The organism is Qipengyuania sphaerica, assembly GCF_019711595.1.
GTDB classification, from domain to species: Bacteria; Pseudomonadota; Alphaproteobacteria; order Sphingomonadales; family Sphingomonadaceae; genus Qipengyuania; species Qipengyuania sphaerica.
In genome coordinates, this window is sequence record NZ_JAIGNR010000004.1 from 167,376 (window position 1) to 193,006 (window position 25,631).

Here is a 25,631-nt window from a genome sequence, read left to right on the forward strand (position 1 = left end):
GTATGGCCTTGTTTCATGCCTCTCGCGATAACCCGAAGTTGCTGCGTGTTTGGGGATGCGAATAGTAACCATCTCTGACAACATTCGCTCGGGTTAGAAGCAAGCCTGGCCCAGACAGTTCAAGTCCTTGTTACGGAGGAAATCCAGTCGTTGACTTCTGACTCCACCCACACTGTGCAACGAGGTCCAAGCGACCTCGATTGCGGAAAACGCCCCTCCCTCATTCTTTGGTAGATTGCTGTCCGCCTGAGCCCAACGCGTTCCATGACCTCGGGAAGCCGCAGAAGTCGCTCTGCTGACCCGGTGAGATCGTCAACGGTGCTTGCGGGACCACCCGAGGCTGGAGTTTGCGTTTCAGCCATCGGCGCTTTCGTATTGGCCGTCGATATAGAGCGCGTCTCTTCGTTCAAGATCGTCAATGTGTTCGGAGAGGAGGCGCGCAAGCCTTTGCGCCGTCCCCCTCGCCCAACGTGGACGCACCTCCTGCAACCTTGAGCCGAGCTCGCAGGTCAATGCGACCGGCAGTGCAGTGAGGAATGCGCCAAGGAAGGTGCCGACCTCGGTATCGATCCACTCGCTCGCCAGGTCGGCGTCGGTCAGTATGAAAAGCGCCAGAGCCAACTTCGGATCAACCTCGCAGGCGCTCAGAATGCTTGATGCTTCGGCAAGTGTCGCAGGCCGTTCGCCGGTCAGGATCCGGCGCAATGCATCCTTGTGAATCGATGTTTGCCGGGAAATCTCGGTGCGAGTCTTGCCGCTGTTCGAGACATTGGCCGCCAGCAAGCTGGAAAGGCCTGCGTGCGACTCTTCGCCTCGGGATGTGTCGGGACTGACCAATGGATCTTCCTAAGGGTTACTCAACAAAGACTCGCGCTAGGCGAGCAGGAAGACTGTAGGAAAGAAAAAAGAACAGACAAAGAACATGTAGGATGATGAGAATCTCTGCCGATCATTGATTCGCGCATAATCCGGTCGTGGGCGCGCAATTGCCGTCCGCTCTTGCGCGGATTGCGGTCAGCAGAGCGCGAGACAGCAGACCGGAAGCGCAACTTACGGTGATTGGCAGCAAAATGTCGCTTTTTGCTTGGTCGATTGCCAGCTCGTTCCGCTTTCCGTTTTCCTACACCCAGCCTTCCGATCGAGGACAGAACATACAGCGAACACATCGCTGCCAATGTTCGATACGGAGTACCTCGATGACCAAAGCAATCGCCCTTCCCCGACAAGCGAAGAACGGAGTTCGCGCCCGCGACTACCTTCTTCCCGCTGCCATCGCTCTTGCCTGCGCCAGCGCAGCCTATGCCGGCGCTGATACGACCTTCGACCCTGCGCTGCAGAAGTTCACCGACTTCCTCGAAGGATCGGGCGGCAAGATCATCACCGTCCTCAGCCTTGCCGGCGGTCTTATCGCACTTGCGTCGGGTCGTTTCGCGCTCGGACAGGTAGCCGTGCCGGTTGGTGTCGGGATCGGTGTCGGCACCGGCGTACCGATCGTCACCTCGGTCGTGACCGCGACCATCTGATCGCAGGTCTCGACAGGAGGGCGGCATGGCCAACACATACCTCGTTCCACGGCGGCTCGACGATCCAGAACTGATCGGCTTCTGGACCATCGACGAGTTTGCGGGACTTCTCGTTCCGTTTGCCTGGGGCATTCTCGCGCAGCACATCATCATCGGCACATTCCTTTCCGGAATTATCTGGTTCGCCCTTCGAAAGGCGAAGGCGTCAGGTGCAGGGTCGAAACTGGTGCACGCTGCCTACTGGTATCTGCCGGGAAGTTTCCTCGGGCTGAAAGCCACGCCGCCCTCCCATTGCCGCCTGCTCGCAGGCTGAGGGAGGACATCCATGAAACACGAATTTGCCTACGAGGAAGCGCAGCGGCATCTGAAGCAGCGCAACCGCTTTGCGGCGCTTGCCGGTGTACTCGGTCTCACCACCGTACTTGCGGTCGGCGCGGCAGCGACGCGCGAAGAGACACTCGTGCTCGTGCCGGTCACGTCGGAACGGATCGCGCTCAGCAGTGGCGGGATCGAAGCACACTATCTCGAGCTTGTTACCCGCGACACCGCGCTGATGCTGCTCAACCGCGCGCCCGAAACCCTCGACTACTGGATGGAGCAGATCCTGAAGGTGGCCGATCCGGCCGCGCGCGGACACCTCAAGGCCGAACTGGTCAAGATCGTCGACGAGCAACGCGGCTCGGATATCAGTCAGGCTTTCGTCATCGCGTCGATGCACGTCGATACCGAGGCGCTGACCTCCACTGTCACCGGCACGCTCAAGACCTTCGTCGGAGCGCAGGTCATCGCGAGCCAGGAGCGTAGCTTCGAATTCACCTGGAACCGCCGCGGTCTCAGCCTCGGCCTTGCAGGTTTCCGTCAGCTTCCAAACCCCAACGAGGAGGAAGACCTATGAATCTCCTTGTCCGTCCCTTCCCGGCAGCAGCGACAAGTATCGCGCTCGCCGCCCTGACCTGCGCTTTCGCTACGCCAGCCCGAGCCGACCAGTTCGTCGAAGCGGCCGATGGCGCGTCCATTGACTGCGTGCTCGCCCGCGGTGCGCTCACCCGCATTGCGCTTATCGAAGACGGCTTCGCCAATGTCTCGAAAATGGCGAGCGGCTTTCCCTACAACGATTTCGAAGTGACCCACGAGCCGGTGCGCGGCGACATCTATGTCTCGGTGCCGCTTCAATATGCCAGCGCCAGAGTCAGCTTCTTCGCGACCAGCAGCGCGGGCCATGTCTACAAGTTTGCCTGCCGCGTCGAGGGTGAGGAAGCGAGCCAGCTCTTCGTCACCAACCCGGCGCTCGCCAAGTCCGATGCCGCCGAGTGGGAGGAAGGCGCACCGAGCCGCGACGGCGCTGCCCTCCGCCTGATCGAGACCATGGCACATGATGCGGTGCTGCCCGGGTTTCGCGCACGGGCCGCGCTTTCGCGACCGCGCCGGACGGGCAGCCTCGAGGTCCAGCAAGTCGCCGAATACGAAGGTGCCGAGCTGACCGGCCAGGCCTTCACCCTGCGCAACCTTGGTTCCGAACCCATCGATCTTTCCAGCGAACGCGAAGCGCCTGCGGGTGCACTTGCCTTTGCCTATGGCCGCGATGCGCTTGCTCCCGGCGAGACGACGCAAGCCTTCCTCGTCTTCGCCAAGGGAGGGCTCGAGTGATGGCCGACAATACTTTCCCGACATCAGGGAACCCACACGCCAAAGACCAAGGCAGCGCCAAGCGCGCGAAGCTTAATTCCGCAATCGCGCAGCGCCAGAAGCTGCTACTCGGCGGTATTGGTGCCCTCGCACTGATCGCCGGTTCGATGTTCATCTTCGGCGGCGATGATGCGCAGGACGGCGAAGAAGGTGGCGCAACCACCATCGACACAGGCGGCCTCGTCAATCGCAACCTGTCGCAGCGCGAGTTCGTTGCCACCTACGGCAACCGCCTCGACGCGCAGGGCAAGGCGATCAAGGACCTCCAGGACGGCCAGATTTCCAAGAGCGCAATCGAGCAGGAGCTTGAAACGCTGCGCGGCGAAAACGCGCGGATGCTGAGCGATGGCCAGGCCGCGATCGATGCGATCTCGGCGGAGAATGCGGTGCTGCGCAGCGAGCTCGAAAATGTCCGGGCCAATCCGCCCACCGCACCGGTTGCTCCTGTCAATCCGCGTCAGGACGGCACTTCACCTTCACCGCTCGAACCGACAACGCTGGGCGAGCCAAAAGCGAGCTTGCTGAGCTTCGAGGGCGAGAAAGCAAAGGTTTCACCTGCGAGATCGAGCGATGGCTCGCCGCCGCTGCTGCTCGAAGCAAGCCGCGATTACCTGCCGCCCAACAGCTATGCGCCCGCGACCGTGATCGTCGGCGTCGACGCATCGACCGGTGTCACCAGCCAGAGCGATCCGCTTCCCGTGGTGCTGCGCATCACCGGACCAGCCCGCTCGGTGCTCAAGGGCAATCGCCTGCTTACCACCGATCTCACCGGCTGCCTCGTCAACGGCGCAGCGCGCGGCGATCTCTCGGCCGAGAAGGTCTACGTCAAGCTTGTGCGCATGACCTGCGCGCAGCCGGGCGGACGCTACGCGGTCAGCGAGGTCAAGGGGTTCATCGCCTTTGCCGGAAAGTCCGGCGTGCGTGGCCGCGTCGTCAGCCGCGAAGGCAGCCTTGTCAGCCAGGCGCTGCTCGCCGGGATCGTCGGCGGCTTCGGCCGCGGCTTCTCGGCCAACGCCAACGGCGTCTTTGCAGGCCGTGTCGGCGAAGACGGGACGCGCGAAGCACTCTCGCCGACCGACATCCTTGCAGGCGGCTTCGGCCAAGGCGCGGGCGAAGCGGCCGACACGGTCAGCAAATACCTCATCGAACGCGCAGAACAGTATCAACCCGTCGTCGAGATGCCGACCGGCATCGCAGTCGAGATCGTCTTCCTCGACGGCGTCCATGTCAGGAGCACTTCTCAATGAATTTCCATGAATTCCGGCCGGGCCTGAAGGCCCGCGTCGCCCACGTCTCGCTTGCCGCAGCCAGCGCAGCGGCCCTCCTCACCAGCGGCGTTGCGGTGGTCACTGCCATGCCGGCGCAGGCCGCCATTGCACGCGATGTCGCACAGGCATTGAAGCTGCGCCTCCCCAAGACGCCGATCGACGCGCTCGACTGCACGACGTTCGCGCCGTGGTGCGAAGTCGTCTCGGGCGAGAGCCTGTTCTATATCGACGAAGCGGCCCGCTACCTCTTCGTCGGGCGTCTTTACGACCTCGAGGAACGCCGCGATGTGACGGCAGCGCGGCTGCTCGAGCTCAATCCCGATCTGCTCGCTGCCGGAGCTGCGCGGTCGGCAGGCCGCGCGGATGCGCATTCTCCCGAAGCCCGAACCGCGCCCGCCAAGACCATGGTGGACCTCTCAGGCCTGCCCAAGGATGGCGCGGTCGTCTGGGGCAACCGCAAGGGTCCGCGGCTCGTTGTCTTCTCCGATTTCCAGTGCGGCTACTGCCAGCGGCTGACGGGCGAACTCGAGAAGGCCGGCGTGCTGGTCGAGGAGCGCCCGATCTCGATCTTTGGCGCTTCGAGCCGCCGCATGTCTGAAGGCGTGCTCTGCGCCAAGGACAAGGCAAAAGCGCTTCACGCTGCTTATGCCGGGCGCGCGCCTGCGGTAGCGCCAAATTGCGACGTCGGCGAAGAACTCGATGCTAATGAAGCCTTCGCGCGTGCCAACGGCTTTGCCGGTACACCGGTCATCGTTCGCGCAAGCGACGGCGCAGTCCTCCACGGCTACCGCGATTCCGCAACGCTGCGGAAGTTCGCAGGCGCCAAGCCGGGAATTGATCAATGAGCCCGCGCCCCATCAAACTGGGCGCATTGGCAAGCCTTGCTTTGATAATCGGTGGCTGCGCGACGCTCGGCGGCAATGTCAAAGGCGATTTCGCCTGCCGCGCGCCCGAAGGCAGCTGTGCGCCGACCTCCGCGATCGACGAGCAGGCGACGGCCGCAATGCAACCGCAGGGCGCGAACGCACTTGCCTCGTCACCAACGAATGGTCGCACTTTGCGTGTCGTTCTTGCTGCCTGGCGTGACGCGGATGGCCGCGAGCACGAAGCGCGCGTCGTGCACTTGCCCCTTGCAGAGAAGCCTATATCGGACTGGCGAGCCCCGCTTTCGACCTCCGATGTCCTGCGCGCGCTCGGTCGTGCGAGCCAGAGCCAGAACGGCACTACCGACAGCGGCGACGCAACAGGCGCCGCCACCGTTCCTTCTTCCCTTCCCCAGCAGCTTCCGGACGTCCTGGTTATCCCCTCCCAGGGCGCGCCGGAGCTGCCCGGCGCCTCGGCGCCGGACCAAGGGGCACCTGGCCGTCCCCCCTCCCCCGGCCGGGTGCCCCACCCTGTTTCGCCTGAAGGAGAGACGCGATGAACATTTCGCTCGCCACTGCGCGTGATGCGCTGCTTTCCGGAGTATTTGGCGACGCCAAGCGCGCCGACCATCCGCAGGCCCATTTCTCGCTCGACATGTTGTCAGACTGGCTGCCCTACCGCGTGTTCGACGAAGGATCCGGCCTCTATCGCAACGCGCATTCGAAGGGCTTCGTGCTCGAAGTCACCCCGCTGATCGGGGCGGACGAGCGCACCGGCGAGATCCTTGGCCAGTTCTTCTCCGAAAGCCTGCCGCAAGGCGCCTGCCTGCAAGTGCTCAATTTTGCGTCGCCCCGGATCGGCGCCATCGTCGGACCCTGGTTCGCGCCGCGCTACGAGCAGGGCGGCATCTACGAAGCCATCGCAAAAGCGCGTACAAACCGGCTCTACGATCTTGTGTGGCAATCGGGCTCGGCGCATGCACCGTTCCACGCGCGCCATGTACGCCTGATTGTCTCGCTAGGTGTCCCGGTTCCGGGCCATGTCACCGACGCAGAGCTAACCGAATGCAGCAACGGGCTCATGGGAATGCTCAATTCTCTAGGGCTCGCGTCGAACGCGCTCGAGCCGGCGGGCCTCCTCGAACTCGTCGATGAACTGACCTCGCCAACAACGGCGCGAGAACCGGAACGCACGCACTGGAATCGCGAGGACACGCTCGACGTTCAGGCCATCCGGCGCGACATCGAACTCGAGGTCGAGGACGACCGGCTGATCCTGCGCACCGAACGCTTCCGCGAGACGGGGCGCACCCGCGATGGCATTCCGAAGATGGGAGAATGCTATCCCGACCGCTTCGATGTGCGCCATTACGGCGTGCGATCGACCCCCGAACGCTGGGCGCCGTGGGAGTGCGCGCGGCTCATCGGCGACATGTTCACCGACAAGCTGCGCTTCCCTTGCCCTGCCGCCACCATGCTGTGCCTGCACTATCCCGACCAGGAAACGGCATCTGCGCGCGCGGGCTACAAGTTCATGCGCACCACCAGTCTTTCCGAGACCAAGAGCGCGCGTTTCCTGCCCAGGCTCTCCGAGCAGTCGGCGGAGTGGAAACACGTCCAGGCCGAACTCCAGGCAGGCAAGAAGCTGGTCAAGCTCTTCTACGGCCTCACCACCATTTCGCCGCTCGGCGATGGCGATGCGCATGAGCGCACGGTCAAGGCGATCTACAAGGCGGCCGGATGGGATCTTGCCGACGAGCGTTTTCTGCAATTGCAGGGTCTCGTCGCCGCCTTCCCCCTGAGCCTTGCCGACGGGCTCGTCCACGACATGGCGCGTCTCAAGCGCTTCCGGACGATGCTTTCGACAACGGCAGCGAACATCGCACCGATGCAGGGCGAGTATCTCGGGGGCGAGATACCGCACCTGCTGCTGCTTGGACGGCGCGGCCAGCCCTTCTTCTGGTCTCCCTTCGAGAACACAGCAGGCAACCACAACATCGCGATCTGCGGGAAGTCGGGCTCGGGCAAATCGGTGCTGCTGCAGGAGCTGTGCACTGCCTTGCGCGGTGCCGGCGCCAAGGTCGTCGTGATCGATGACGGGCGCAGCTTCGAGCACTCGGTCAAATTGCAGGGCGGCCGCTTTGTCGAGTTCACACTCGCCTCGGGCTTCTCGTTGAATCCATTCTCAATGGTCGACGATGCCCGCGCGCATGAAGACGAGGACTACCGGCTCGATTGCTTTGCGATGATCAAGGCGATCGTGGGCCAGATGGCCCGGCCGAGCGCGGCACCCTCCGACACCGAACGCGGCCTAATTGACCGCGCGGTGACGCAGGTCTGGGAAGCGCTCGGCAGCGGCGGGGCGATCGACGATGTCGCGCACGCACTGCACTCAAGCGAGAACGAGGCGGGCAAGGATTTGGCGACCGCGATCGCGCCCTTCTGCCGCGGTGGCAGCTATGCCGGGTTCTTCTCCGGCAAAGCGAGTTTCGCGCTCGAAGACGATTTCACCGTGTTCGAGATGAGCGACCTTGCGTCTCGCGAGGAACTCAGAAGCGTCGTCCTCTCGGCGATCATGTTCATGACCGGTCAGGCGATGACACGGAGCTCGCGCGCGACCAAGAAACTGCTGCTGATCGATGAAGCCTGGGCCATGCTCAAGGGCGGCTCGATGGGCGAGTTCGTCGAGACATATGCTCGCACCGCGCGCAAATATGGCGGCGCGCTGGCGACCGCCACCCAGTCCCTCAACGACTATTACAAGTCCGATGGCGCGCGGGCCGCGCTCGAGAACAGCGACTGGATGCTGGTGCTCCAGCAAAAGCCCGAGACCATCGCCGATTTCCGCAAGGAAGCGCGGCTCGACATGGACGACCGGACCGAGACGCTGATCCGCAGCCTCAAACGCTCGGGCACCGAATACAGCGAAATCTATCTGAAAGGTCCCGAGATGGAGGCCGTCGGACGGCTCGTGCTCGATCCGCTTTCGGCGACCATCTTCTCCTCCGATCCCGACACCTATGCCGACATTCATCGCTATGTCGAAAGCGGCATGCCGCTGGAGCGCGCGGTCGCGCTGGTCGCAGGTGTGGAAGGAGCTGCATAATGGCGCTCGAAACCACCACCCTCGTCGACCGCGTCCCACTCCCGACTCCAAAGCCGGCAAGGCCAGATCGTCAACCCATCAACTGGCTGGCGCTGTTCCAGGGCAGCTGTCTCGTTCTGATTGAAGCGGCAGGTTTCGTGACCAGCACGCTACTGTTCGTACTCGGACTGCCGCTGTTCGTGTTTCTCCTGCTCGCAGGCTGGGATCTGGGATCGCTCTTCGCCCAGCTCGGCAATCTCGCCGATCATTACCGCACAGCCGAACCGCTGGCGCGCCGCTTCTTTGCGCAGGACCTCCAGATCGCGTTTCTCATCGCTTCAGGCGGCCTCGCCCTTCTGAGGATGCCTTCCTTCCTGCGTCGTCTCGATCGCCGCCTCAAGAAAGGAGACCCTGCGCATGTCTGATCAGTTAAACTCTTCGCATTCGCTCGCGCTCAAACTGCTCGCCACCGCAGCCCTGGTTACGGCGCTTCTCTGGGGCGCATGGATCACGCGCGAGGTCGCAAGCTCCCCTACGCAACGCATCGTCACCGTCCGGCTTGCCGAAACGATCGGAAGCTTCGTCGAGGAAGCCGCGCGCGTCGATGCCGATCCGGCAGCGGTCCAGGCAGCAGGCCTCGCCTACCTCCAGGCGGCGGAAAGCGCGGTTGCCGAGATGGGAAACGATGGCCGCGTGGTGCTGATGGCTGAAGCGGTTCTTGCAGGAGCCGCCGAGGACGCGACCCCCGAACTTGAACGACGCATCGCGCAGAAGCTCGAACCCAATGCATTCGAAAATGGAGAGCAGCCATGAGACTGCCGCTCCGCTTGCGCCGCCCCTTGCTCCTCTCGGGCCTCGTCCTGCTGCCATTGGCGTGGGCACCGCTCGACGCCTTCAGCAAGGATCACGCCTTCCTCATCAACGCCAGTCCGAGCCTGCCCAACTGGGCGTTCTGGCTCGACAAACACGCTCCCATTACGCGCGGCAGCCTGATCTTCTTCGAGCCGCCGCAAAGCGAACTCGTCGAGACACACTTCGGACAAGGACCGCAGATGTTCGGCAAGCGCGTGCTCGGCGTGCCGGGCGATGTGGTGAGCCACAAGGACGATGCGGTCTTCATCAATGGCAAGAAGGTCGCGACGCGGCTCGAAGCCACCCGCTTGGGCATTCCGCTCACGCGCGGTCCCGAAGGCGCGATACCAGAAGATTGCTACTACACTGGAACGGACCATCCGCGCGGGCTCGACAGCCGCTACGCAGAGATCGGGTTCGTGTGTCGCGGGCAAATACTCGGCAGCGGGAGGGCGATCCTGTGAAGCGCTCGCTCCTTCCGCTCGGCGCACTTCTTTTGGCCGCGCTCCCGGCCAGCTTGCAGGCACGCGATTATGGTCAACGCGGCGCGGTCTTCCCGGTGATCGAGCGCGACCTGCTCGAGCAAATCCATTCGCGCCTCACGGCAATGGAAAAGTCGGGCGAGACCGCGCGGCTCAACCAGGAATTGAAGCGACGTACCATAGCGCGGGTGAACCGGCCCGATCCGGTTGACGGCCTGATCCGTGCCATCGAAAGCCGTAGCTGGCCGTTCGATCCGACGATCACGCTCGCCGCCGATATCCGCGGTGCCAAGGGCGAGCTGATCCATGCTGCCGGAACGCGGGTCAATCCGCTCGACAGCGTCAAACTGCGCGCAGACCTGCTGTTTCTCGACGGCGATGATCCCTCGCAGATCCAATGGGCGCTCAGGCAGACTGCCAATGCCAAGCTGATCCTCGTCAGAGGCGCCCCGCTCGAGCTGATGAAGGCCCGCCAGCGGCGGTTCTATTTCGACCAGGGCGGAAAGTTCACCGAGAAGTTCGGCATCAGGGCCGTGCCCGCGCGCGTGCGCCAGAAAGGGCGTGTCCTCGAAGTGAGCGAGATCGCGCTGCCGCCTCGAAAGGCCCAGCCATGAGCAGCATCCGCGCCTTCCTCATCCTCGTCACGGCGACATTGTCGCTCGCCCTTTCCTCGCCCGCCTCGGCCGATGCCGGGCCGGGCAAATGCACCGGGCAGTTCGTCAACCCGATCACCGACATCTGCTGGTCGTGCCTGTTCCCGATCTCGGTCGGCGGGCTCGACATCTGGCCGAGCAATCGCCCCGATCCCGACAATCCCGACCTGCCCCTATGCCTGTGCGGGCTTCGGCCCGGCATCGCCATGGGGTTCTGGGAGCCGGTGCGGCTCGCCGATGTCAGCATGAAGCCGTGGTGCTTCGTTAATCTGGGCGGGATGAAGCTCGATCCCGGCTTCGATATCGGGTTCCGCTCGATCTCGGGCCCTTCGGCGGTGGGCGGCGCAAGCCAGTACTATTCGAGCTGGCACGTCCATTGGTATGCCTATCCGCTGATCTACTGGATGGAGATCGTCGCCGATTTCCTGTGCCTCGAGCCCGGCTCGATCGACATCCTCTACATCTCCGAGGTCGATCCTCTTTGGCAGGACAGCGAACTTACCGCGATCATCAACCCCGAAGCGGTGCTCTTCGCCAACCCGCTGGCACTGGCCGCCTGCGCGGCGGATTGCGCCGCATCGACCGCGAACCTGCCGCTCGACGAGATGTTCTGGTGCGCGGGCTGCCAGGGTTCGATGTACCCGATGAACGGCAATGTCTCGGCGAGCATAGGCCACGTCCAGGCCTCGCGTCTCGTGCTCTCGCGCTTCGCCTACAAGCTCCACCGTGAACTCGTCTCCTGGGGCACGATGGGCTCCAAAGGTCTGTGCGGAAAATATCTGATGCCGGTGATGCGAAAGCAGCAATACCGCTTCCAAGCCACCAACCCCAATCCGGCGACCAAGGGCCGCTTCGCCTGCCCGCCCATCGGTGCCTCCACCACCTTCCAGTCCCCCGGACAGGTCATCCCCGCCATCGGCGAAGACATGGGATACCTCGTTTGGCGCAAGAGGAATTGCTGCGCATTATGAGAAACGCCTTCCCCCTGCTTGTCGTTACCAGCCTGGCGACCGCCGCCGCCTTTGCCGCCGCGTCTGCGCAGGAAAGTTCGCCCGAGCTCGATCTTGCCGAGATCCGCGCACGCGCCAGTGAGCATACTGCCGATGCCGAAGCGCTCGCCACATCGGTGAGGACCAAGGCCGATGCGTTGGCAGAAGACGCGCGCGCAGCACAGCAGACTGCATTCGAGAACCGCGCCGCGTATGCAGCAACTGCAAAGGCGACTGCCGATACAGGCCCGCTCGATCTCGATGGCATGATCCGCGCCCAGGCCGATGCGGAAGTGGCGGCGATGGGCGAGACGCCCCGGTTCATTGCCTTTGCCTCGCTTGGAATGCCCGAGCCCTCATTGAAGGCGCTTGTTCGCGATGTCTCGAGGGCCGGCGGCGTGACCTTGCTGCGCGGGTTCCCGCAAGGCGACAGCGCCGGCTTCAAGAAGCGCATCGCTGCGATCTGGAGCGATGGCAGCGATGCCGGTGCGCTCGGGATCGACCCGCGGCTGTTCCGCGCTTTCGATATCGAGGTCGCTCCGAGCTTCGTGATGATCGCGAGCGACTTCGCCCCCTGCGACGGGTTCGACTGCAGCGAAATCCTCCCGCCGCACGACCGCATTGCAGGCAATATCAGCGTGGCCGAAGTGCTCGACACCTTTGCTTCGGGAGGCGGCCCGGGCGCGCAGCTTGCACGCATGCATCTCCGCCGCCTCGAAGGAGAGCGGCCATGAAGTTCACACAATCGCTAAGCCTGGGACTGTTCGCCCTTCTCGCAATCGCCGCGCCCCTTTCTGCGCAGCAGCAGAACGCGCGGGCCGACGGAAAAGCCTTTGGCGAAAGCCTGCGCGGCGAAGCGCAGGCAGCTGCCAGATCGCAACCCGACGCATCCACTCTCCCCAACTATGATCGCAATGCCGTGCGCGACCTCGAAACGCTCGCCGACGATCCCGACCGGATCGAGAGCAATGCCGCAGCGGCGGCCACCGGACACCAGGGTTATCGCGCCATGCGCGACAGCATCGCCAACCGTGCGCGTTTCGACAGCCAAGACATCGGAGACGTGATCGCGCGAAGCCTCGCGATCAACGAGACGCCGCTCGATTACACCAGCGGCATGGATATCTCAGGCGGCCAGGGCAATTGCGTTCCGTTGCCGCCCGGCTCGGGTTCGGCGGGAACCTACACCGCCACCTGCAACACCGGCACACGCATCGACCAGTCGGTGGGACAGTGCGCGGTGCCGCTTGTCGCCAATGTGACCCAGCGCCAGCAATGGCATTATCTCTGCAACGACACCGGCGTCTACCAAGGCCTCCCATGGTGCTCGGCATTCGATGGCGGCTCGTGCCGCATCGGCGGCTATCGCCCCGGCCCGTGCCTCCAGTGGCGGCAGGACCAGTTTACCCGCTACTGTACCGAGCCAGGTGATCCGATCGCTGAGATTGCCTGCGATGCGCCCGATCCTCGTTACACGCCCTATGCGGTGACCACCGACAGCACGGTCGATACCGTTCCCGATGAGAGCCAGTGCACGGGCTTTGCCGACAATGGCGATTGCACGCTCGACAATGAGATCTGCACCGACGCCGACCCGCGGACCCGCATGATCGATGGCGTCTCGGTCACCCGGCCGTGCTGGGAATGGCAGCGCAACTACACCTGCACGTCGCGCGAAGCGGCAACCGATTGCTCGGATATCGAGAGCCAGGGCACCTGCCGGTTTGTCCGCGAGGAATGCCTCACGGACGAGCTCCCGTGCGAGACCTGGGAGCGCATTTACGAATGCCCACTGCCCGATACCGAGAGCACCACGCAGTATGTTTGCGATGGCGATGTCTATTGCATCGACGGCAGCTGCGAGACGATCGAGCGCACCGCAAATGATGAGTTCAAGGATGCGGTCACCGCGCTTCATGCGATGGACGAAGCGCGCGGGCAATTCGATCCAAGCACGCTGACGCTATTCCGCGGAACCAGAAACACCTGCTCGTCCAAGGTCTTCGGCGTGCTCAATTGCTGCAAAGGCAAGGGTTTCCCTCTCATTCCGGGGATCAGCCTGCTGGTCGCGCTCGGCTGCGACCGCGAGGAAGTGCTGCTCCATCAGCGCGATGCGCAGGGGCTGTGCGCCTATGTCGGGACCTATTGTTCGAAGAAGTTCCTTGGCGTCTGCCTGACCAAGAAGAAGGCTTATTGCTGCTTTGAGAGCAAGCTCTCGCGCATCCTACAGGAACAGGGTCGCAAGCAACTCCCCAAGCCCTGGGACAAGCCCAAGGAAGAACAATGCGAGGGGTTCACTCTCGACGAGTTCGCGCAGCTCGATCTTTCCCGGATGGATTTCAGCGAAGTCTATGCCGAGTTCACCGAAGCCGCGCGGCTGCCCGACGAACTCGAGACCAGCATCCTCATTCAGCAGAAGATTGACGACTATTACGCAAGGGGCGGCCAATGACCCATCTCTATCGCATGGCGGCGCTGGCCCTGGGCCTGACTGCCCTTCCCGTGACCTCGGCCTATAGCCAGGAGCGGCAAGACACTCCATCGACCACTGCGGCCGACGCGATCTACTGCGAGCAGCGCAGGCTCGGCTACTGGTTCTACTGCGCGAAGCCCGTTCCCCAGGAAGAGCCGCAACAGGAGAAAGCCGAACCGGTCCCGGCAACGCAGGAACTCGACGCGATCACCTCCGAACTGCGCGAGTTGAAAGCACGCGCGATCCTCTATCCGACCGAAGCCAATGTCGCGGCCTATATCCGTTTCCAGCGCGCGCAGCTCGACCGCGCCTCGCTGTTCTCCGACGTCTGGCAACGCGCGATCTGGCAGGACCCGGAACTCGACTACACGCTCGAACGCCCGGTCGGAGCGGTCGCCAAGAAGCAGTGGCAGGATGCCCGCAGCGCCGAGCGCGATCACGTCATGGCACGGCTGTCGCAGCGCTACGGCCTGTTCTATTTCTTCAGTTCCACCTGCGGGCCGTGCGAAGTGATGAGCCCGATCATCAAAGGCGTTGCCGACCGCTGGCGGATCACGGTGCGTGCCATCTCGACCGATGGTGGACCCTCAAGACACTTTCCCGACTATCGCGTGGAAACCAACCAGCGCGCCAGGCTCGGTCTTGAAGGCAAGGCCACCCCGGCGCTCGTGCTGTGGGACAGCGCGACCAAGCGACCGATCCCGATCGGTTACGGCGTGCTCTCTGCCGACGAACTCCAGGATCGCATCTACCTTCTCACCTCGAAGGAAGCCGGACATGATTACTAGCATCCGCAATGCAGCGCTGACCCTCGCCGCTGCCAGCATGATCGTCTCACCTGTCGCGGCCAACGTTGGCGATAGCATGGACCGATTCATGGACGACATGGGCGCTGCGGCCAATGTAACCGGCCCGACCGCCTTTGAAGGCCAGTCGGCGGGCTATTACAGCCTCGGCAACGTCTGGACGCGCTTCCCGCAGAAGACGACCAATATCGCCAATCTTCAACTCCCTCGAGCCCGCGCCGGCTGCGGCGGGATCGATATCTTCGCCGGCTCTTTTTCCTTCATCAATGCAAGCGAGATGGTCGCGCTCCTGAAGGCCGTGGCCAATAACGCGGTCGGGTTCGCCTTCAGCCTCGCGATCGATACCGTCTGTCCCGAGTGCAACAAGATCATGCAGGAGTTCAGCCAGAAGGCTCAGCTCATGAACAACCTGTCGATCAACTCCTGCGAAATGGCGCAGGGGCTGGTCGGAGGCCTCTGGCCCAAAGGCGATCTCGCCGACAAGGCGATCTGCGAAGCGATCGGCAATTCCGAAGGCATCTTCACCGACTATGCCGCGGCCAAGCACGGCTGCGGTACACGCGGCCAGCGCGCTTCGACCAACGAGGGCGCCGGTACCGACTACGCCGACATCAATCCGGGAGTAGCGCGCAACTACACCTGGCACGTCCTGAAAAAGAGCGCCTTCTTCAACCCCGGCGGCACTTTCGACCGCGAGCTTGCCGAATACGCCATGACGCTGATCGGCACGGTGATCTACGTGCCGCCCAAGGACGATGAGGCAGGCAAGTTCGTGCCTTTCGCCGGCGATGCTTCATCCACCCTGGTGAGTGCGCTGCTCGACGGGACACAGGGCCAGACCGTGCGCGTGTTTCGTTGCGACGAGACCGATCTCTGCCTCAATCCGACCTTCGAGCAGATGAGCCTTTCCAACGCCAAGGCGATCCGCCCGCGCGTCGCGCTCCTCATCGGCAATATGGTCGACGCGATCCGCACCGACACCGCAATCGGCAATGCCGAGAAGGAACTGCTGCAGGTTGCCTCGGTCCCCTTGTACAAGATCCTCACGGTACAGGCCGCTTATGGTCGCGGCATGCCCACCGACGATCGCGACACGCTCGCCGAGATCGCCAGTATCGACCTCCTCTATGCAATTCTCGACCGCATTGTGTCGGAAGCCGGGCGTTCGATGGCAAGCTTCATCGCCGCCGATGAAGCCAAGCTCGCAATCTGGCGCGGCCAGATTGCCGAGGTACGTTCGGGCCTCGTCCAGCGTCAGGCGACGGGACAGGCCAAGGTATCGGCGATCATGCAGATCATCGAGAAGACCGCGATGATCGAGAACGCGCTTGCCGCCTCGATGTCGCCCTCGATGTCCGCCGCACTCGATTGGTCGCGCGGGCTCCAGTCGCGCTCGATCATCCCCTGAGCCGCGAACATGGTCGAGATCTTCACCACCGGCGGCGGCGAATACATCGTCAATGTCCTCAACGCCGTCGCCGCATGGACCGGTGCCGGCGGCTACAAGAGCCTGGTTCAGGTCGCCTTGGTTATGGGGTTCGCGCTCGCGGTGATCGTGGTGGCGTTCAATCAGGACTGGCGCGCATGGCTCAATTGGTTCCTAGGCGCGACGCTGATCTACATGTGCCTGATGGTGCCGAGGCTGGACGTCCAAGTCACCGACCGGGTCAATCCGAGCCTCGCTCCGGCGACCGTTGCCAATGTCCCGCTCGGGCTCGCGCTGATGGCAAGCTTCACCAGCCAGGCGGGGGACTATTTGACGCGTTCGGCCGAGACGGTGTTCGGGCTTCCCGATGATCTCAATTATTCGAAGAACGGCATGATCTACGGCGCGCGCCTGCTCGAAGCGACGCGGTCCCTGCGCATTGCCGATCCCGAGTTCGCCGCCAATTTCGACGAACATGTCCGCCAATGCGTGTTCTACGACCTGCTGCTCGGTCGCTATTCGATGAAGGAATTGTCCGAGAGCAATGACATCTGGGCGACCGTCGCGCCCGGGAGCGCGGCGCGTGCGCAGAAGTTTCTGACCCGCGAGGCCGATGACAGCGTTACCGCGTCGATCGTCACCTGCCGCGAGGCCTACACAGCGCTCTCGAACCAGTGGGCGGGCATGATCGACGAGATGACGCTCGTTGCCGGACGTCAGCTCTATCCCAAGCAGACCGAAGCGCTCGCCAAGGCCAAGCTGATCGCCGACCTGCCGGTGGCCTACCAATATCTCACCGGCATCTCGAAGGACGCGAGCAGCATCTTCCGCCAGGTTCTGACCATCAACGCGATGAACCAGGCGATGCACGGCTTTGCCGGAGCGAGCGGCGCATCGAGCGTCGATGTGTTTGCGCAGACCCGTGCCGATATCCAGACCGAGCGAACCTATTCCTCGATCGCGCACAATGCGATGAAGTGGGTGCCGATCCTCAACGTCGTGCTGACGGTCGTCTTCTATGCGCTCTTCCCGGTGCTTTTCCCGCTGTTCCTGATGCCAAGGACCGGACCGATCGCGCTGAGAGGCTATGTCACCGGATTCTTCTACCTCGCCGCTTGGGGACCGCTCTTCGTCATCCTCCACATGATCCTGATGCTCAAAGGCGCCGGCGATGTTGCGGCAGCGGGTGGCGCGAGCGGGCTCACGCTTGCGACCTTTTCCGGCATGACCGACGTCAACAACGATATCGGAATTCTTGCCGGTTATCTCGTTGCCTCGATCCCGTTTCTTGCAGGAGGCGTTGCGCGCGGCGCGATGGCGATCTCGGGCCAGGCCACGAGCTACCTCAATCCGAGCCAGAATGCGGCCGAAGAAGCGGCGCGCGAGGCAAGCACGGGCAATGTCTCGCTCGGCAACACCAATCTCGAGAATTCGAGCGTGTTTTCGCGGCAATTCGCCCAAGGCAGTCTCGCGCCGAACATCGCTTATGGCGCGGCACAGACGAGAGGAATCGGCGAGAGCGGAACACAGACAACCGGCTTTCCGCAAGCAGAATTCGCGACTGTGCCGACCTCAAGCTATCCCTTCACCCCCACACTTGGGCAGGATTTCTCGAGCAGGCTGTCGACCATGGCGAGCGAGAGCCGCAGCCAGAGCGAGACCTTTTCCAACCTTGCCCAACAATCGACCAGTTCGGCAGTCACGCGGTTCAGCGAGCTGCGCGATGCCTACACCCGATCTCGCTCGAACGAGACAGTCAGCGGAACGTCGGCCAACGACAGCATTGGAAGAACATTTAGTGAGCTCGACAACGCGTCCAACACCTTGCAGCAGCAGTTTGGCCTGTCGCGCCGGGCATCGGACGACATCACGGTATCGTGGTTTTTGAATGGCGACGGAGCTCTTGGTCTGAAAGGAGAAAGAGGTGCGGGATCCGCCAGCTTAGGCGTGAAAGGCGGGCGCAATCAGAGCTGGACCGACAGCGATATCGGGATCGCCTCAGAAGATCGCTCGCGCATCGAAAGTGCCCTAAGCCAGATTTCCGAAAGCCAGAATTGGTCAAGTTCGAGAGAAGGTTTTTTCCGAGAAACCAGCTCAAGCTCAGAAGCGCTCGTCTCGAGTAGCGCAGCGGGTATCACAACATCGCTGACGGAAGCGAATAGCTACACAATTGAGGCACGCCGCGCGGAAGAGATCGCCAATCGGCTCGAGAGCCAGGCCAGCTGGTATGAAAGCGCCAATGCTGCGGGAACTCTTAACCTGAGCCAAGCCTACCGCGAATGGGGCATGGCGGAGATCGAAGCCAACCGCGACTACTACGGTCAAGCCCGCTTTGACGACATCGACTTCCAGATGAGCGCGCAAGGGCAGCAGCTGCAGGCGCGTTTTGTGGAAAGCTACGCTGAGGGCCTCAACGATGAGATCGCGAGCGAACTGGTGTTGCCTGATAAAACGCCTGTGGCTCGGCCTAGTGTAAGAAGCGCGAGCGGCGTGCGCGGCTCAGTTCGCCTTGGTGGGACGCCAGGCTCTCTCGGAGATCCATCAGATGGCAGGGAAGAGATCGCAGACGATGTTGGTCGAAGGCAAAACCAAGGCGCTCGAAGCATCGAACAAAGAAGAGGAAGTCTTGATCGGACGACACGGGACGCACGAGGAGCATCCGCTGAGGCGGCCGATGATGTGAAGGAATGGTAGTCGCGATTAAAGGATGGCGTCGTGCACTACCACGAATGCAACAAATGCCGACAAGCCAACGAAGATTAGGATCAGCTTCAAACGTCCCCATGGATCAGCCCAGGTCTTCTTCCACGTGTACGATGCCAGGCGATCCTCAGCGATGGCGCGATCGATTTCGCGAAAGCCTTCCCAATCGCCTTTGTTCTCTGGCGGGGTTCTATCGGAATTGCTCATAGGTCAGTGTCCTTTCGCGGAAACCGAAGCCCCCTCTCCTCTATTGGGCTCAGAATGCATCAACGGGCCGATCATCACAATAGCAGGGCGATGCGCCGTGTGACTACGGCTGCCGTATCCCGGAGCGGTGGACACCTTTGCGGTCGCGGTCGCATGGTTTTGCAGCTGCCTTTTCGCACGACGCGAGATAAGCATCCAGCCGTTCGATCGTTCTGCGGCGTGGCCTTCGTCCCATTCGTAGGTCGAGGACGAATCTGGGGTCACCAACAGCGCGCCTACCGAAGCGAGTTGCAGAAATGTGGTTTTCTTTCAGATGCTTCTCGATCCGTTCAAGCAAACTCATTTCCTTACTGCTCCGACTCGTATTTCGCTTGTGTTCTTGTTCTGTTCCTACTAGGATGATTTCCGCGAGTCTAGGAAAAAATCCTATGGCTGCATCCAAAGGACCAAGCTGATGGTAAATGTCAGAGAAGAGCTCGACCGCCTCATTATTCAGGGTGGATACGGCTACGCCTCGATTTCAAGGCTCCTCGGCCGCAACCCGAGTTACATCCAGCAATTCATTAAGCGTGGCTCGCCGAAGATACTCGACGATGAGGATCGGAAGACATTGGCATGCTTCTTCGGGGTTGATGAGCAGACCTTGGGAGGACCGGCGAACCCGGTTTCAGACGGGATGGTTGAAATCCCCGTTCTTGAGGTTGAAGCATCCGCCGGATTTGGCGCCATTGCCGAAAGCGAAAGCGCTCAGACGCGGTTTGGTTTCGACGAGCGTTGGCTACGAAGATTGACTGCCGCGAAAAGCGCGAGCCTGTCGATCGTCGGAGTTATGGGTGACTCGATGGAACCAACGCTCAGCGATGGCGACGAGGTTCTCGTGGATGCATCCGACCACGGTTCAAAGCTCCGTGATGGAATTTACGTGCTGCGTGCAGACGAAGCTCTGGTGGTAAAGCGTATTGCCATCAAACCTGGCGGCAAACAGGTCACGATCGCCAGCGACAACCCCGCCTACCCCACATGGCACGACATGGATCGGGCAGATGTCCATGTTGTTGGGCGAGTCATCTGGTTTGGTAGAGCTCTCTGACGGCATGGTCTGGGCCGTTTGCTGAATGTCCTCTCTTGGGCAGAAGCACGGCGTAAAAGACATTCGACGACCATATCAAGTAATCTAGCTGTTGGTTCTCCATTACTGCGGGCATTACCTTGCAGTCGCATTGAAACGAAGCTCTTGCGCAGTAGATGAGATGCTGCTTGTCATAGGCGGGCTCGTGACAAGCAGCCAAGACCCACTGCTTTGGGATGGTCGCATCGGCTTGCCGTTCGCGCTCGATCTCTAATCTTAATGCTCGTGGCTTTCTCGCATTTTCCGCCTTAGTATCAGTGCTATGATCAGTAGAGTATTATGGCAACTTTAGATCCCAACTATCCTCGCAAGAGCGGAGTATCGGGCGATCAGACAAGGCAAGCAGTTAGCGCACTGCGCGGCTATGCCTATCAAATTTATGTGAGTGCCATTGCCTGGCTGCAATTAGGAGAAAACCAAGAGCTGTATCTCGAAGTTGCCGAGGACTACGCCGTTGCGGCAAATGGCGCGCTCAATGCGGTTCAGGTCAAGGACACGGCTGCGTCGGGACCGGTCACGCTGGGTTCGTCTCAAGCCGCAGCACTTCTGGATTCGCTGGTTCTGTTGAAACAGCGCAATCCAGATCGGCGAGTGTCGGTGCGGCTCCTGTCGACGTCTAGAATCGGACTTGAGAAACGAAAAAACCTGCAAGTGGGGGGCGGTCCAGCACTCGAATACTGGCGCAAGGCGGCAGCTGGCGCCGACGCCGCGCCGCTGCGCGCCTCGCTCGAAAACGCACCGCTAAACCCTGAGACGATCAGATACATCGCTGCATTAGATGACAAACAGCTGAGACAGGGGATATTGCAGTGCGTGCATTGGGACTGCGGCCAGCCGCCGCTTGCTGCGGTGCAGGCCGAGTTGGAACAGATGCTTGTCGGTTTCGCTTGGGATCATGGACAGATACCGCCAAGCGAAGCCAGAAACCTGACGGCGCCTATTCTCGAACATGTCCTTATGACGTGCTCTGAGGCTGGCTGCAGGCAGCTTTCCCGCGCTGACCTGCTGCTACTTATCGAAGCGCAAACGCGGCTGTCAGTCAGCCGCTCGGACGCAGAAAAGCTTATCAAGGGCGATGACAAAAAGGCGCAATTTGTCAGCGAGCGGCGCTTGCTGCCTGAATCCGAGATCATGCTGCCAAGCCTCTTGGCTGAGCGACCAGAATTCAACGCCCAGCTGATCGCCGATCTCCAATCGAAGGGGGTCTTGGTGCTTACCGGTGGCACCGGCATGGGAAAGACAGTAGCAGCGCGTTTGGCAGCCCGAGCGACCGGAAAATTGTGGTCGATTCTCGACTTGCGAGACCTTGAGCCATCGATCGCAGCAAACAAGCTGATGGAATCTATCCCGGAACTTTCGAAACAGGAACTTGGCGGAGTCCTGATCGATGACGTCAACCAGATCGATGACCCCGCAGTGATAAGAGCAATGGCGGTATTCTTGCATGCGATGAAACGGCGCGATCAGCTGTGCATCGCGACATCATATCGCCGACCTTCAACCCGCGCGCTTAGCGAAAGCAATATTTCGCCGGAAGCCGTTATCGAGACGCCCGCATTGACGGGGGCTGATGTTGATCAATTGATCACGCAAGCGGGCGGCGACAGCGAAAAATGGGGTACGGCGATCTACGCCACGTCCGACAACGGTCACCCACAGCTGGTTCAAGCCAGTATTGCTGGCCTCCAATCGAGAGATTGGCCGGAATCGGAACTGTCCGCACTCATGAAACATGGACTGTCATCCAAGGATGTTTTGCGGGAGAAAGCGACAACGCGAACCCGACTGGTCAACTCGGTTCCAGAAGCTTCCAGAACGCTGCTCTATCGCCTTAGTCTCGGCCTCGGCGGTTTCGATCGGAAAACGGTTTTCAGACTCGGTAAACTGAGCCCGTCATTGCCCAACGCAGGCGAGATGTTCGATCAGCTGGTAGGCCCGTGGATCGACGAGATCAGCGCTAGCCAGTTCAGGATTTCACCGTTGCTCTACGGGGCCGGGAACGAGGTTTTCGACGAGGAGGATACCCGAGCAATTCACCGTGCATTCGCCGATGCGATCATGGAATCAGAGGAAATATCGGTAGCCCAGGGTGGCAGCGCATATCTGCATGGCTTGTCGGGCAAGGCAGAAACAGCGCTGATGAAGCTTGCCCACGGAATCATTGCAGCCGACGCCGATAACCGGCGGCACGTCTCAAGATATCTAATCTCATTGCGGCTGACCCAAACAAGACGGCCGATATTTCCAGACAACGGCGCAGTCTCGAAAATGCTGCGTTTGGCTCAGCTCCTGGTTTGCCTCGACTTCGGGCCGGACGAAGAAGTCAAAAATGTGTGGGACGCATTGTGGCGTGAGAAAGGTGGAACGGAACCCGGCTCTGCCGATCTAAAGTTCGAGGCAATGATCATTTCCAAGCTCCTGCTTTCCGACCGGGCGAGCAAGGCCATACCGGATTGGTTCGATTTGCTGCTGCGCCTGGAGGAGCTGGCGCGAACAGATGAAGCGATGAAGAGCCTTGTTCGGGAGATGGATGCTCCAGGCACCTTGAAGTCGGCACCAAAAATGTTCGGAATGCTGTTCATGTCGCAAGCGATGCGAATCGGCGAACCTGCTGCGCTTGCGGACCTGTTTGAACGCCTCGACAGTGTTGGTCCGAAATTGCGACACGAATTTTTGGGCGAGTATGACCGGGTTCCCAGCGAGTTCGGGTTGCTCGTCAATTCGGCCTGGATCACCGGTCATGAGGCTGGGACACTCGATCCGGAAGCGGCGATCGCGGCGTTCCGCAAGATGTCTGGCCTCGCGAGTTCGTGGGATTACCCAGCCTTGGCAGCCAAATGCGAGATTGCCGTCGCCGTCATGCAAGACGAATATCTGAAAGATCCCGATCTGGCCGTGCAAACCCTGCAAGCAGGCAACGAGCAGTTCGGTCGCGACGACCAGTTCGCCCGCGCTCATGCGAAGGTGCTGTACCGGCAGGATGACTATGCGGGAGCACTGGCGAAATTCGAGAGTCTAGATCCGGAGTTTTCCAAGAACGATCATATCGAAAGAGCCTTCCTGTGCCGTGAAGCCGGCATCTGCGCCGGACAGACCGGTGATTGGGCAGATGCGAAGAAGTGGTTTCTCGAAGGTAACAAGGCTGCTGCCAAGGTGCCGCTCGACGGCCTTCTGCCGATGGCTATCGGTTTGCGCGCGGACGCCGCATTTGCAAGCTATCAGGCAGGCGACACAGCTCAAGCTGTTGGTGAACTGGCAGTATGTCTGGAGAATCTGGACCAGCTGGCACCGCGCAGCTCACTCCGCGCAATCCATTGCTACAAAACGATAGGCCAGCTGATCCTGTGGCTGAGCAACGAGGCTACCGGGGATTATAACCGCATCAAAGATGCAATCTACGACCTGCCTCCTGGCATGTGCAGCAATCCTGAACCGCATCAGGGGTTGAAAGACCTGCCGATGGCGCCTCTGGACACCGCTTGGTACATGCTGGCGGATGCGGAAACCCGTTTTCATCTGAACTTGGGAATCAACGATCGGCTTGACCAACGCTTAGGCCAACAGCGCATTCCGACGATGGAGCTCAGTTTGCGCCGCGGTCGTGTCGTTGCCGCGATCGAAAGCCAGAATGATCAAGCATTCCTGCGCGCTTTGCAGGACTGGGTGGATTTTCGGGCGTATTGCATGGACAACCGAGACGAGTTTTTCGCGTCAGATTTGGAAGACCCTGTGAGGCGATCTATTCCATCGGCTACTCCGCAGCAGCTTGCCGACGATACTGTCAGAGATGCCGCCGAAGCGGCTATCTTTGCTTTTTGCTTTGCTCGGTTGGCCGACAATGCTCACGACGGTCTCGCACCGCTCCAAGAGCGTTGGAATTCAATGATGGCTGTCGACTATCCGGGGCATGCACTCATCCATGCGCTCTGCACTCCCGAGAGCAAAGCTGACACGGACAGGCTTCAGTATGGCAGTCTATTGGGCCGCGTCAGCTCGGGCGAAAGGCTTTCTCCGTCCAAACTGTTCCTGGCGACATTGCGGTTCACCGAAATGACCGCCCGGTCCGATTTCAGAGAGGTGATCGAACAGCTGGTGGATGAGTGGGCATGTAGCGAATGGACACAAACCGTTGCGACACAGCGCTTCGCGCTTGTCTCTCCTGCGGTGTCGATCCCTCCGCTGGAGGAGGCGATTGCGCAGCCTACCGGCCTGAAGCGTGTCGCCGCAATTGCACTGGCCGCTCAAAGCGCGGTCGGGCAAAGGCTGTCGCCCGAATTTACAAGTTATCTGGCCGATTTATAGGATCGCCGGGTCGGCCAAGCGGACAGCGATCTTCTGATTCATCGAGAAAGCAAGAACCCGGCTCGCTGTCGATCCTCGGTTGCAAGGACGTATTGCGCGAAAGCAGGCGATTCATCGGTCGACCGGTCGAGGAGCTTACTCAACAGTTCAAGATTACGTGACTGTAGGGACGAGAGGTTTTGGATATCGTCTGCGATCAAGTCCACCGGTGTCTTGATGATGTATGAGAACAGCTTTCCCAGAAGTCCGGCAACAAGGTCCGAAATCTGGACGCCCGTCTCCATAAGCGAGTCCGCGAATCGGTAGTGCCGCAAGGGCTGTCCCGCTTCGGTAAGTTGCAACCCCGTCAGATATTGTTCGATCTCGAACTCGTTATCCAGAATATGGGACGATCGGGTAAACAGGCATAGCCGGTTGAGGAAAAACGGGCCAAATCCGTCGATAAGCAGATTGGGCGTCTCGTCTTCCAGATAGGGCAGCGCCTGCATGTTCATGCCCATCTCCAATAGGCCCTTGAGCATGTGGTAGGCGAAGTGATCGAGCCCGTCGCCTCGATGTTCGGTCAGTTCGATCAGTTCAGTCATGAAGGCACGCCGATGTTCTTCACCCACATTTGGAAAGTCGTACCGGCCCAGCAGTTCAGCGGTTTGGTCGGGGTCATCGCGGAGCAGGCGATAGAGGCTGTCCTTCAGCATCCAGTTATACTGGATCAGTTCCGACTTCTCGGAGCCAGCGATAATGGCGTCCACGATATCGACGATCGACCAGTAAAGTAGGTCGGTGGCTTGGTAGTGGACACAAAAATCGCTTTCCTGCAGCCACTCCAGAAACGGCCCGGTGCGCGATGACGCAAGCAAATCGAGAAACCCTCCCTTGCCGAGATGTTTCAACTTCAACTCCGTGACGCTCGCCTGCAGTCTGAGCCGGTTGCGCAAGCCAGTAAGATCGATCGGACTAGGCTCGCCGCGATGGACGATCCCGCCCAGAACGAAGCACTCCGGCCTTTGCACGTTGAAGCCATCCGGCGTCAGACGAAGACGGCGGACATTGTTCGTTTCATCATAGTAGAAGGTATAGCGTGCATCGGCATTGGTCAGGCCGAAGGCCGCAATTGTTGGTTCGCGCAATTCTGTAGCATCCATTGTCATTGAGATATTATTGTCGCTTCTCTTTTGATATTGCTA

At 61.0% G+C, this 25,631-nt stretch carries 24 protein-coding genes; 20 read left to right on the forward strand and 4 right to left on the reverse strand.

Going from position 1 to position 25,631, the window contains the following annotated elements; translation table 11 throughout:
* Positions 1-119 precede the first annotated feature (119 nt).
* Both K3178_RS14225 and K3178_RS12795 read right to left on the reverse strand, forming a co-directional pair.
* Positions 120-362, reverse strand: coding sequence for a helix-turn-helix transcriptional regulator (locus tag K3178_RS14225; RefSeq protein WP_221571799.1), 243 nt, complete (start codon positions 360-362; stop codon positions 120-122).
* Positions 355-783: a hypothetical protein gene (locus K3178_RS12795; protein WP_247713783.1), complete on the reverse strand. Its 429-nt coding sequence runs from the start codon at positions 781-783 to the stop codon at positions 355-357. The genes K3178_RS14225 and K3178_RS12795 overlap by 8 nt, the downstream gene beginning before the upstream one ends.
* Before the next feature lie 413 nt (positions 784-1,196).
* On the opposite strand from K3178_RS12795, the gene K3178_RS12800 reads away from it, so the two are divergent.
* The 18 genes from K3178_RS12800 to K3178_RS12885 are packed head-to-tail and all read left to right on the forward strand — an operon-like array spanning position 1,197 to position 18,800.
* The gene (locus K3178_RS12800) at positions 1,197-1,523 is read left to right on the forward strand and encodes a hypothetical protein (protein ID WP_221571801.1); all 327 of its coding nucleotides are present in this window, start codon (positions 1,197-1,199) and stop codon (positions 1,521-1,523) included.
* Between the two features lie 25 nt (positions 1,524-1,548).
* Positions 1,549-1,836 (forward strand): type IV conjugative transfer system protein TraL, encoded by a 288-nt coding sequence (gene traL / locus K3178_RS12805; protein WP_221571802.1) that lies wholly within the window; start codon positions 1,549-1,551, stop codon positions 1,834-1,836.
* A gap of 12 nt (positions 1,837-1,848) precedes the next feature.
* A complete protein-coding gene (locus K3178_RS12810; protein ID WP_221571803.1) occupies positions 1,849-2,418 on the forward strand; it encodes a type IV conjugative transfer system protein TraE in 570 nt (189 codons plus the stop codon).
* A complete protein-coding gene (locus tag K3178_RS12815; RefSeq protein WP_221571804.1) occupies positions 2,415-3,170 on the forward strand; it encodes a type-F conjugative transfer system secretin TraK in 756 nt (251 codons plus the stop codon). The genes K3178_RS12810 and K3178_RS12815 overlap by 4 nt, the downstream gene beginning before the upstream one ends.
* Complete coding sequence (locus tag K3178_RS12820; RefSeq protein ID WP_221571805.1) at positions 3,170-4,456, forward strand: TraB/VirB10 family protein; 1,287 nt, start codon at positions 3,170-3,172, stop codon at positions 4,454-4,456. The genes K3178_RS12815 and K3178_RS12820 overlap by 1 nt, the downstream gene beginning before the upstream one ends.
* The gene (locus tag K3178_RS12825) at positions 4,453-5,322 is read left to right on the forward strand and encodes a DsbC family protein (protein WP_221571806.1); all 870 of its coding nucleotides are present in this window, start codon (positions 4,453-4,455) and stop codon (positions 5,320-5,322) included. The genes K3178_RS12820 and K3178_RS12825 overlap by 4 nt, the downstream gene beginning before the upstream one ends.
* The gene (locus tag K3178_RS12830) at positions 5,319-5,900 is read left to right on the forward strand and encodes a hypothetical protein (RefSeq protein ID WP_221571807.1); all 582 of its coding nucleotides are present in this window, start codon (positions 5,319-5,321) and stop codon (positions 5,898-5,900) included. The genes K3178_RS12825 and K3178_RS12830 overlap by 4 nt, the downstream gene beginning before the upstream one ends.
* Positions 5,897-8,446, forward strand: coding sequence for a type IV secretion system protein TraC (gene traC / locus K3178_RS12835; RefSeq protein WP_221571808.1), 2,550 nt, complete (start codon positions 5,897-5,899; stop codon positions 8,444-8,446). Before K3178_RS12830 ends, traC begins: the two co-directional genes overlap by 4 nt.
* Positions 8,446-8,850: a hypothetical protein gene (locus tag K3178_RS12840; RefSeq protein WP_221571809.1), complete on the forward strand. Its 405-nt coding sequence runs from the start codon at positions 8,446-8,448 to the stop codon at positions 8,848-8,850. Before traC ends, K3178_RS12840 begins: the two co-directional genes overlap by 1 nt.
* Positions 8,843-9,238: a TrbI F-type domain-containing protein gene (locus K3178_RS12845; protein ID WP_221571810.1), complete on the forward strand. Its 396-nt coding sequence runs from the start codon at positions 8,843-8,845 to the stop codon at positions 9,236-9,238. Before K3178_RS12840 ends, K3178_RS12845 begins: the two co-directional genes overlap by 8 nt.
* Positions 9,235-9,741 (forward strand): S26 family signal peptidase, encoded by a 507-nt coding sequence (locus K3178_RS12850; protein ID WP_221571811.1) that lies wholly within the window; start codon positions 9,235-9,237, stop codon positions 9,739-9,741. The genes K3178_RS12845 and K3178_RS12850 overlap by 4 nt, the downstream gene beginning before the upstream one ends.
* Positions 9,738-10,373, forward strand: coding sequence for a type-F conjugative transfer system protein TraW (traW, locus tag K3178_RS12855; RefSeq protein WP_221571812.1), 636 nt, complete (start codon positions 9,738-9,740; stop codon positions 10,371-10,373). Before K3178_RS12850 ends, traW begins: the two co-directional genes overlap by 4 nt.
* Positions 10,370-11,383 (forward strand): conjugal transfer pilus assembly protein TraU, encoded by a 1,014-nt coding sequence (gene traU, locus K3178_RS12860; protein ID WP_221571813.1) that lies wholly within the window; start codon positions 10,370-10,372, stop codon positions 11,381-11,383. The genes traW and traU overlap by 4 nt, the downstream gene beginning before the upstream one ends.
* Positions 11,380-12,135, forward strand: a complete 756-nt coding sequence (locus K3178_RS12865) for a type-F conjugative transfer system pilin assembly protein TrbC (protein ID WP_221571814.1) — start codon at positions 11,380-11,382, stop codon at positions 12,133-12,135. The genes traU and K3178_RS12865 overlap by 4 nt, the downstream gene beginning before the upstream one ends.
* Complete coding sequence (locus K3178_RS12870; protein ID WP_221571815.1) at positions 12,132-13,853, forward strand: conjugal transfer protein TraN; 1,722 nt, start codon at positions 12,132-12,134, stop codon at positions 13,851-13,853. Before K3178_RS12865 ends, K3178_RS12870 begins: the two co-directional genes overlap by 4 nt.
* Positions 13,850-14,662 (forward strand): conjugal transfer protein TraF, encoded by an 813-nt coding sequence (locus tag K3178_RS12875; protein WP_221571816.1) that lies wholly within the window; start codon positions 13,850-13,852, stop codon positions 14,660-14,662. Before K3178_RS12870 ends, K3178_RS12875 begins: the two co-directional genes overlap by 4 nt.
* On the forward strand, positions 14,652-16,088 hold the full coding sequence (locus K3178_RS12880) for a conjugal transfer protein TraH (RefSeq protein WP_221571817.1): 1,437 nt from the start codon (positions 14,652-14,654) through the stop codon (positions 16,086-16,088). The genes K3178_RS12875 and K3178_RS12880 overlap by 11 nt, the downstream gene beginning before the upstream one ends.
* A 9-nt stretch (positions 16,089-16,097) precedes the next feature.
* The gene (locus tag K3178_RS12885; RefSeq protein ID WP_221571818.1) at positions 16,098-18,800 is read left to right on the forward strand and encodes a conjugal transfer protein TraG N-terminal domain-containing protein; all 2,703 of its coding nucleotides are present in this window, start codon (positions 16,098-16,100) and stop codon (positions 18,798-18,800) included.
* Positions 18,801-18,806: 6 nt separating this feature from the next.
* Here the strand turns inward: K3178_RS12885 and K3178_RS12890 are convergent, their stop codons facing one another.
* Positions 18,807-19,016 (reverse strand): hypothetical protein, encoded by a 210-nt coding sequence (locus K3178_RS12890; RefSeq protein ID WP_221571819.1) that lies wholly within the window; start codon positions 19,014-19,016, stop codon positions 18,807-18,809.
* Between the two features lie 454 nt (positions 19,017-19,470).
* Between K3178_RS12890 and K3178_RS12895 the strand changes: the two genes are divergently transcribed.
* Both K3178_RS12895 and K3178_RS12900 read left to right on the forward strand, forming a co-directional pair.
* A complete protein-coding gene (locus K3178_RS12895; RefSeq protein WP_221571820.1) occupies positions 19,471-20,106 on the forward strand; it encodes a S24 family peptidase in 636 nt (211 codons plus the stop codon).
* 318 nt (positions 20,107-20,424) lie between these two features.
* Positions 20,425-24,447, forward strand: coding sequence for a tetratricopeptide repeat protein (locus tag K3178_RS12900; RefSeq protein WP_221571821.1), 4,023 nt, complete (start codon positions 20,425-20,427; stop codon positions 24,445-24,447).
* Positions 24,448-24,485: 38 nt separating this feature from the next.
* Here the strand turns inward: K3178_RS12900 and K3178_RS12905 are convergent, their stop codons facing one another.
* Entirely contained in the window at positions 24,486-25,595 is a 1,110-nt protein-coding gene (locus K3178_RS12905; RefSeq protein WP_221571822.1) for a DUF3800 domain-containing protein, read from the reverse strand.
* Between the last annotated feature and the right edge of the window lie 36 nt (positions 25,596-25,631).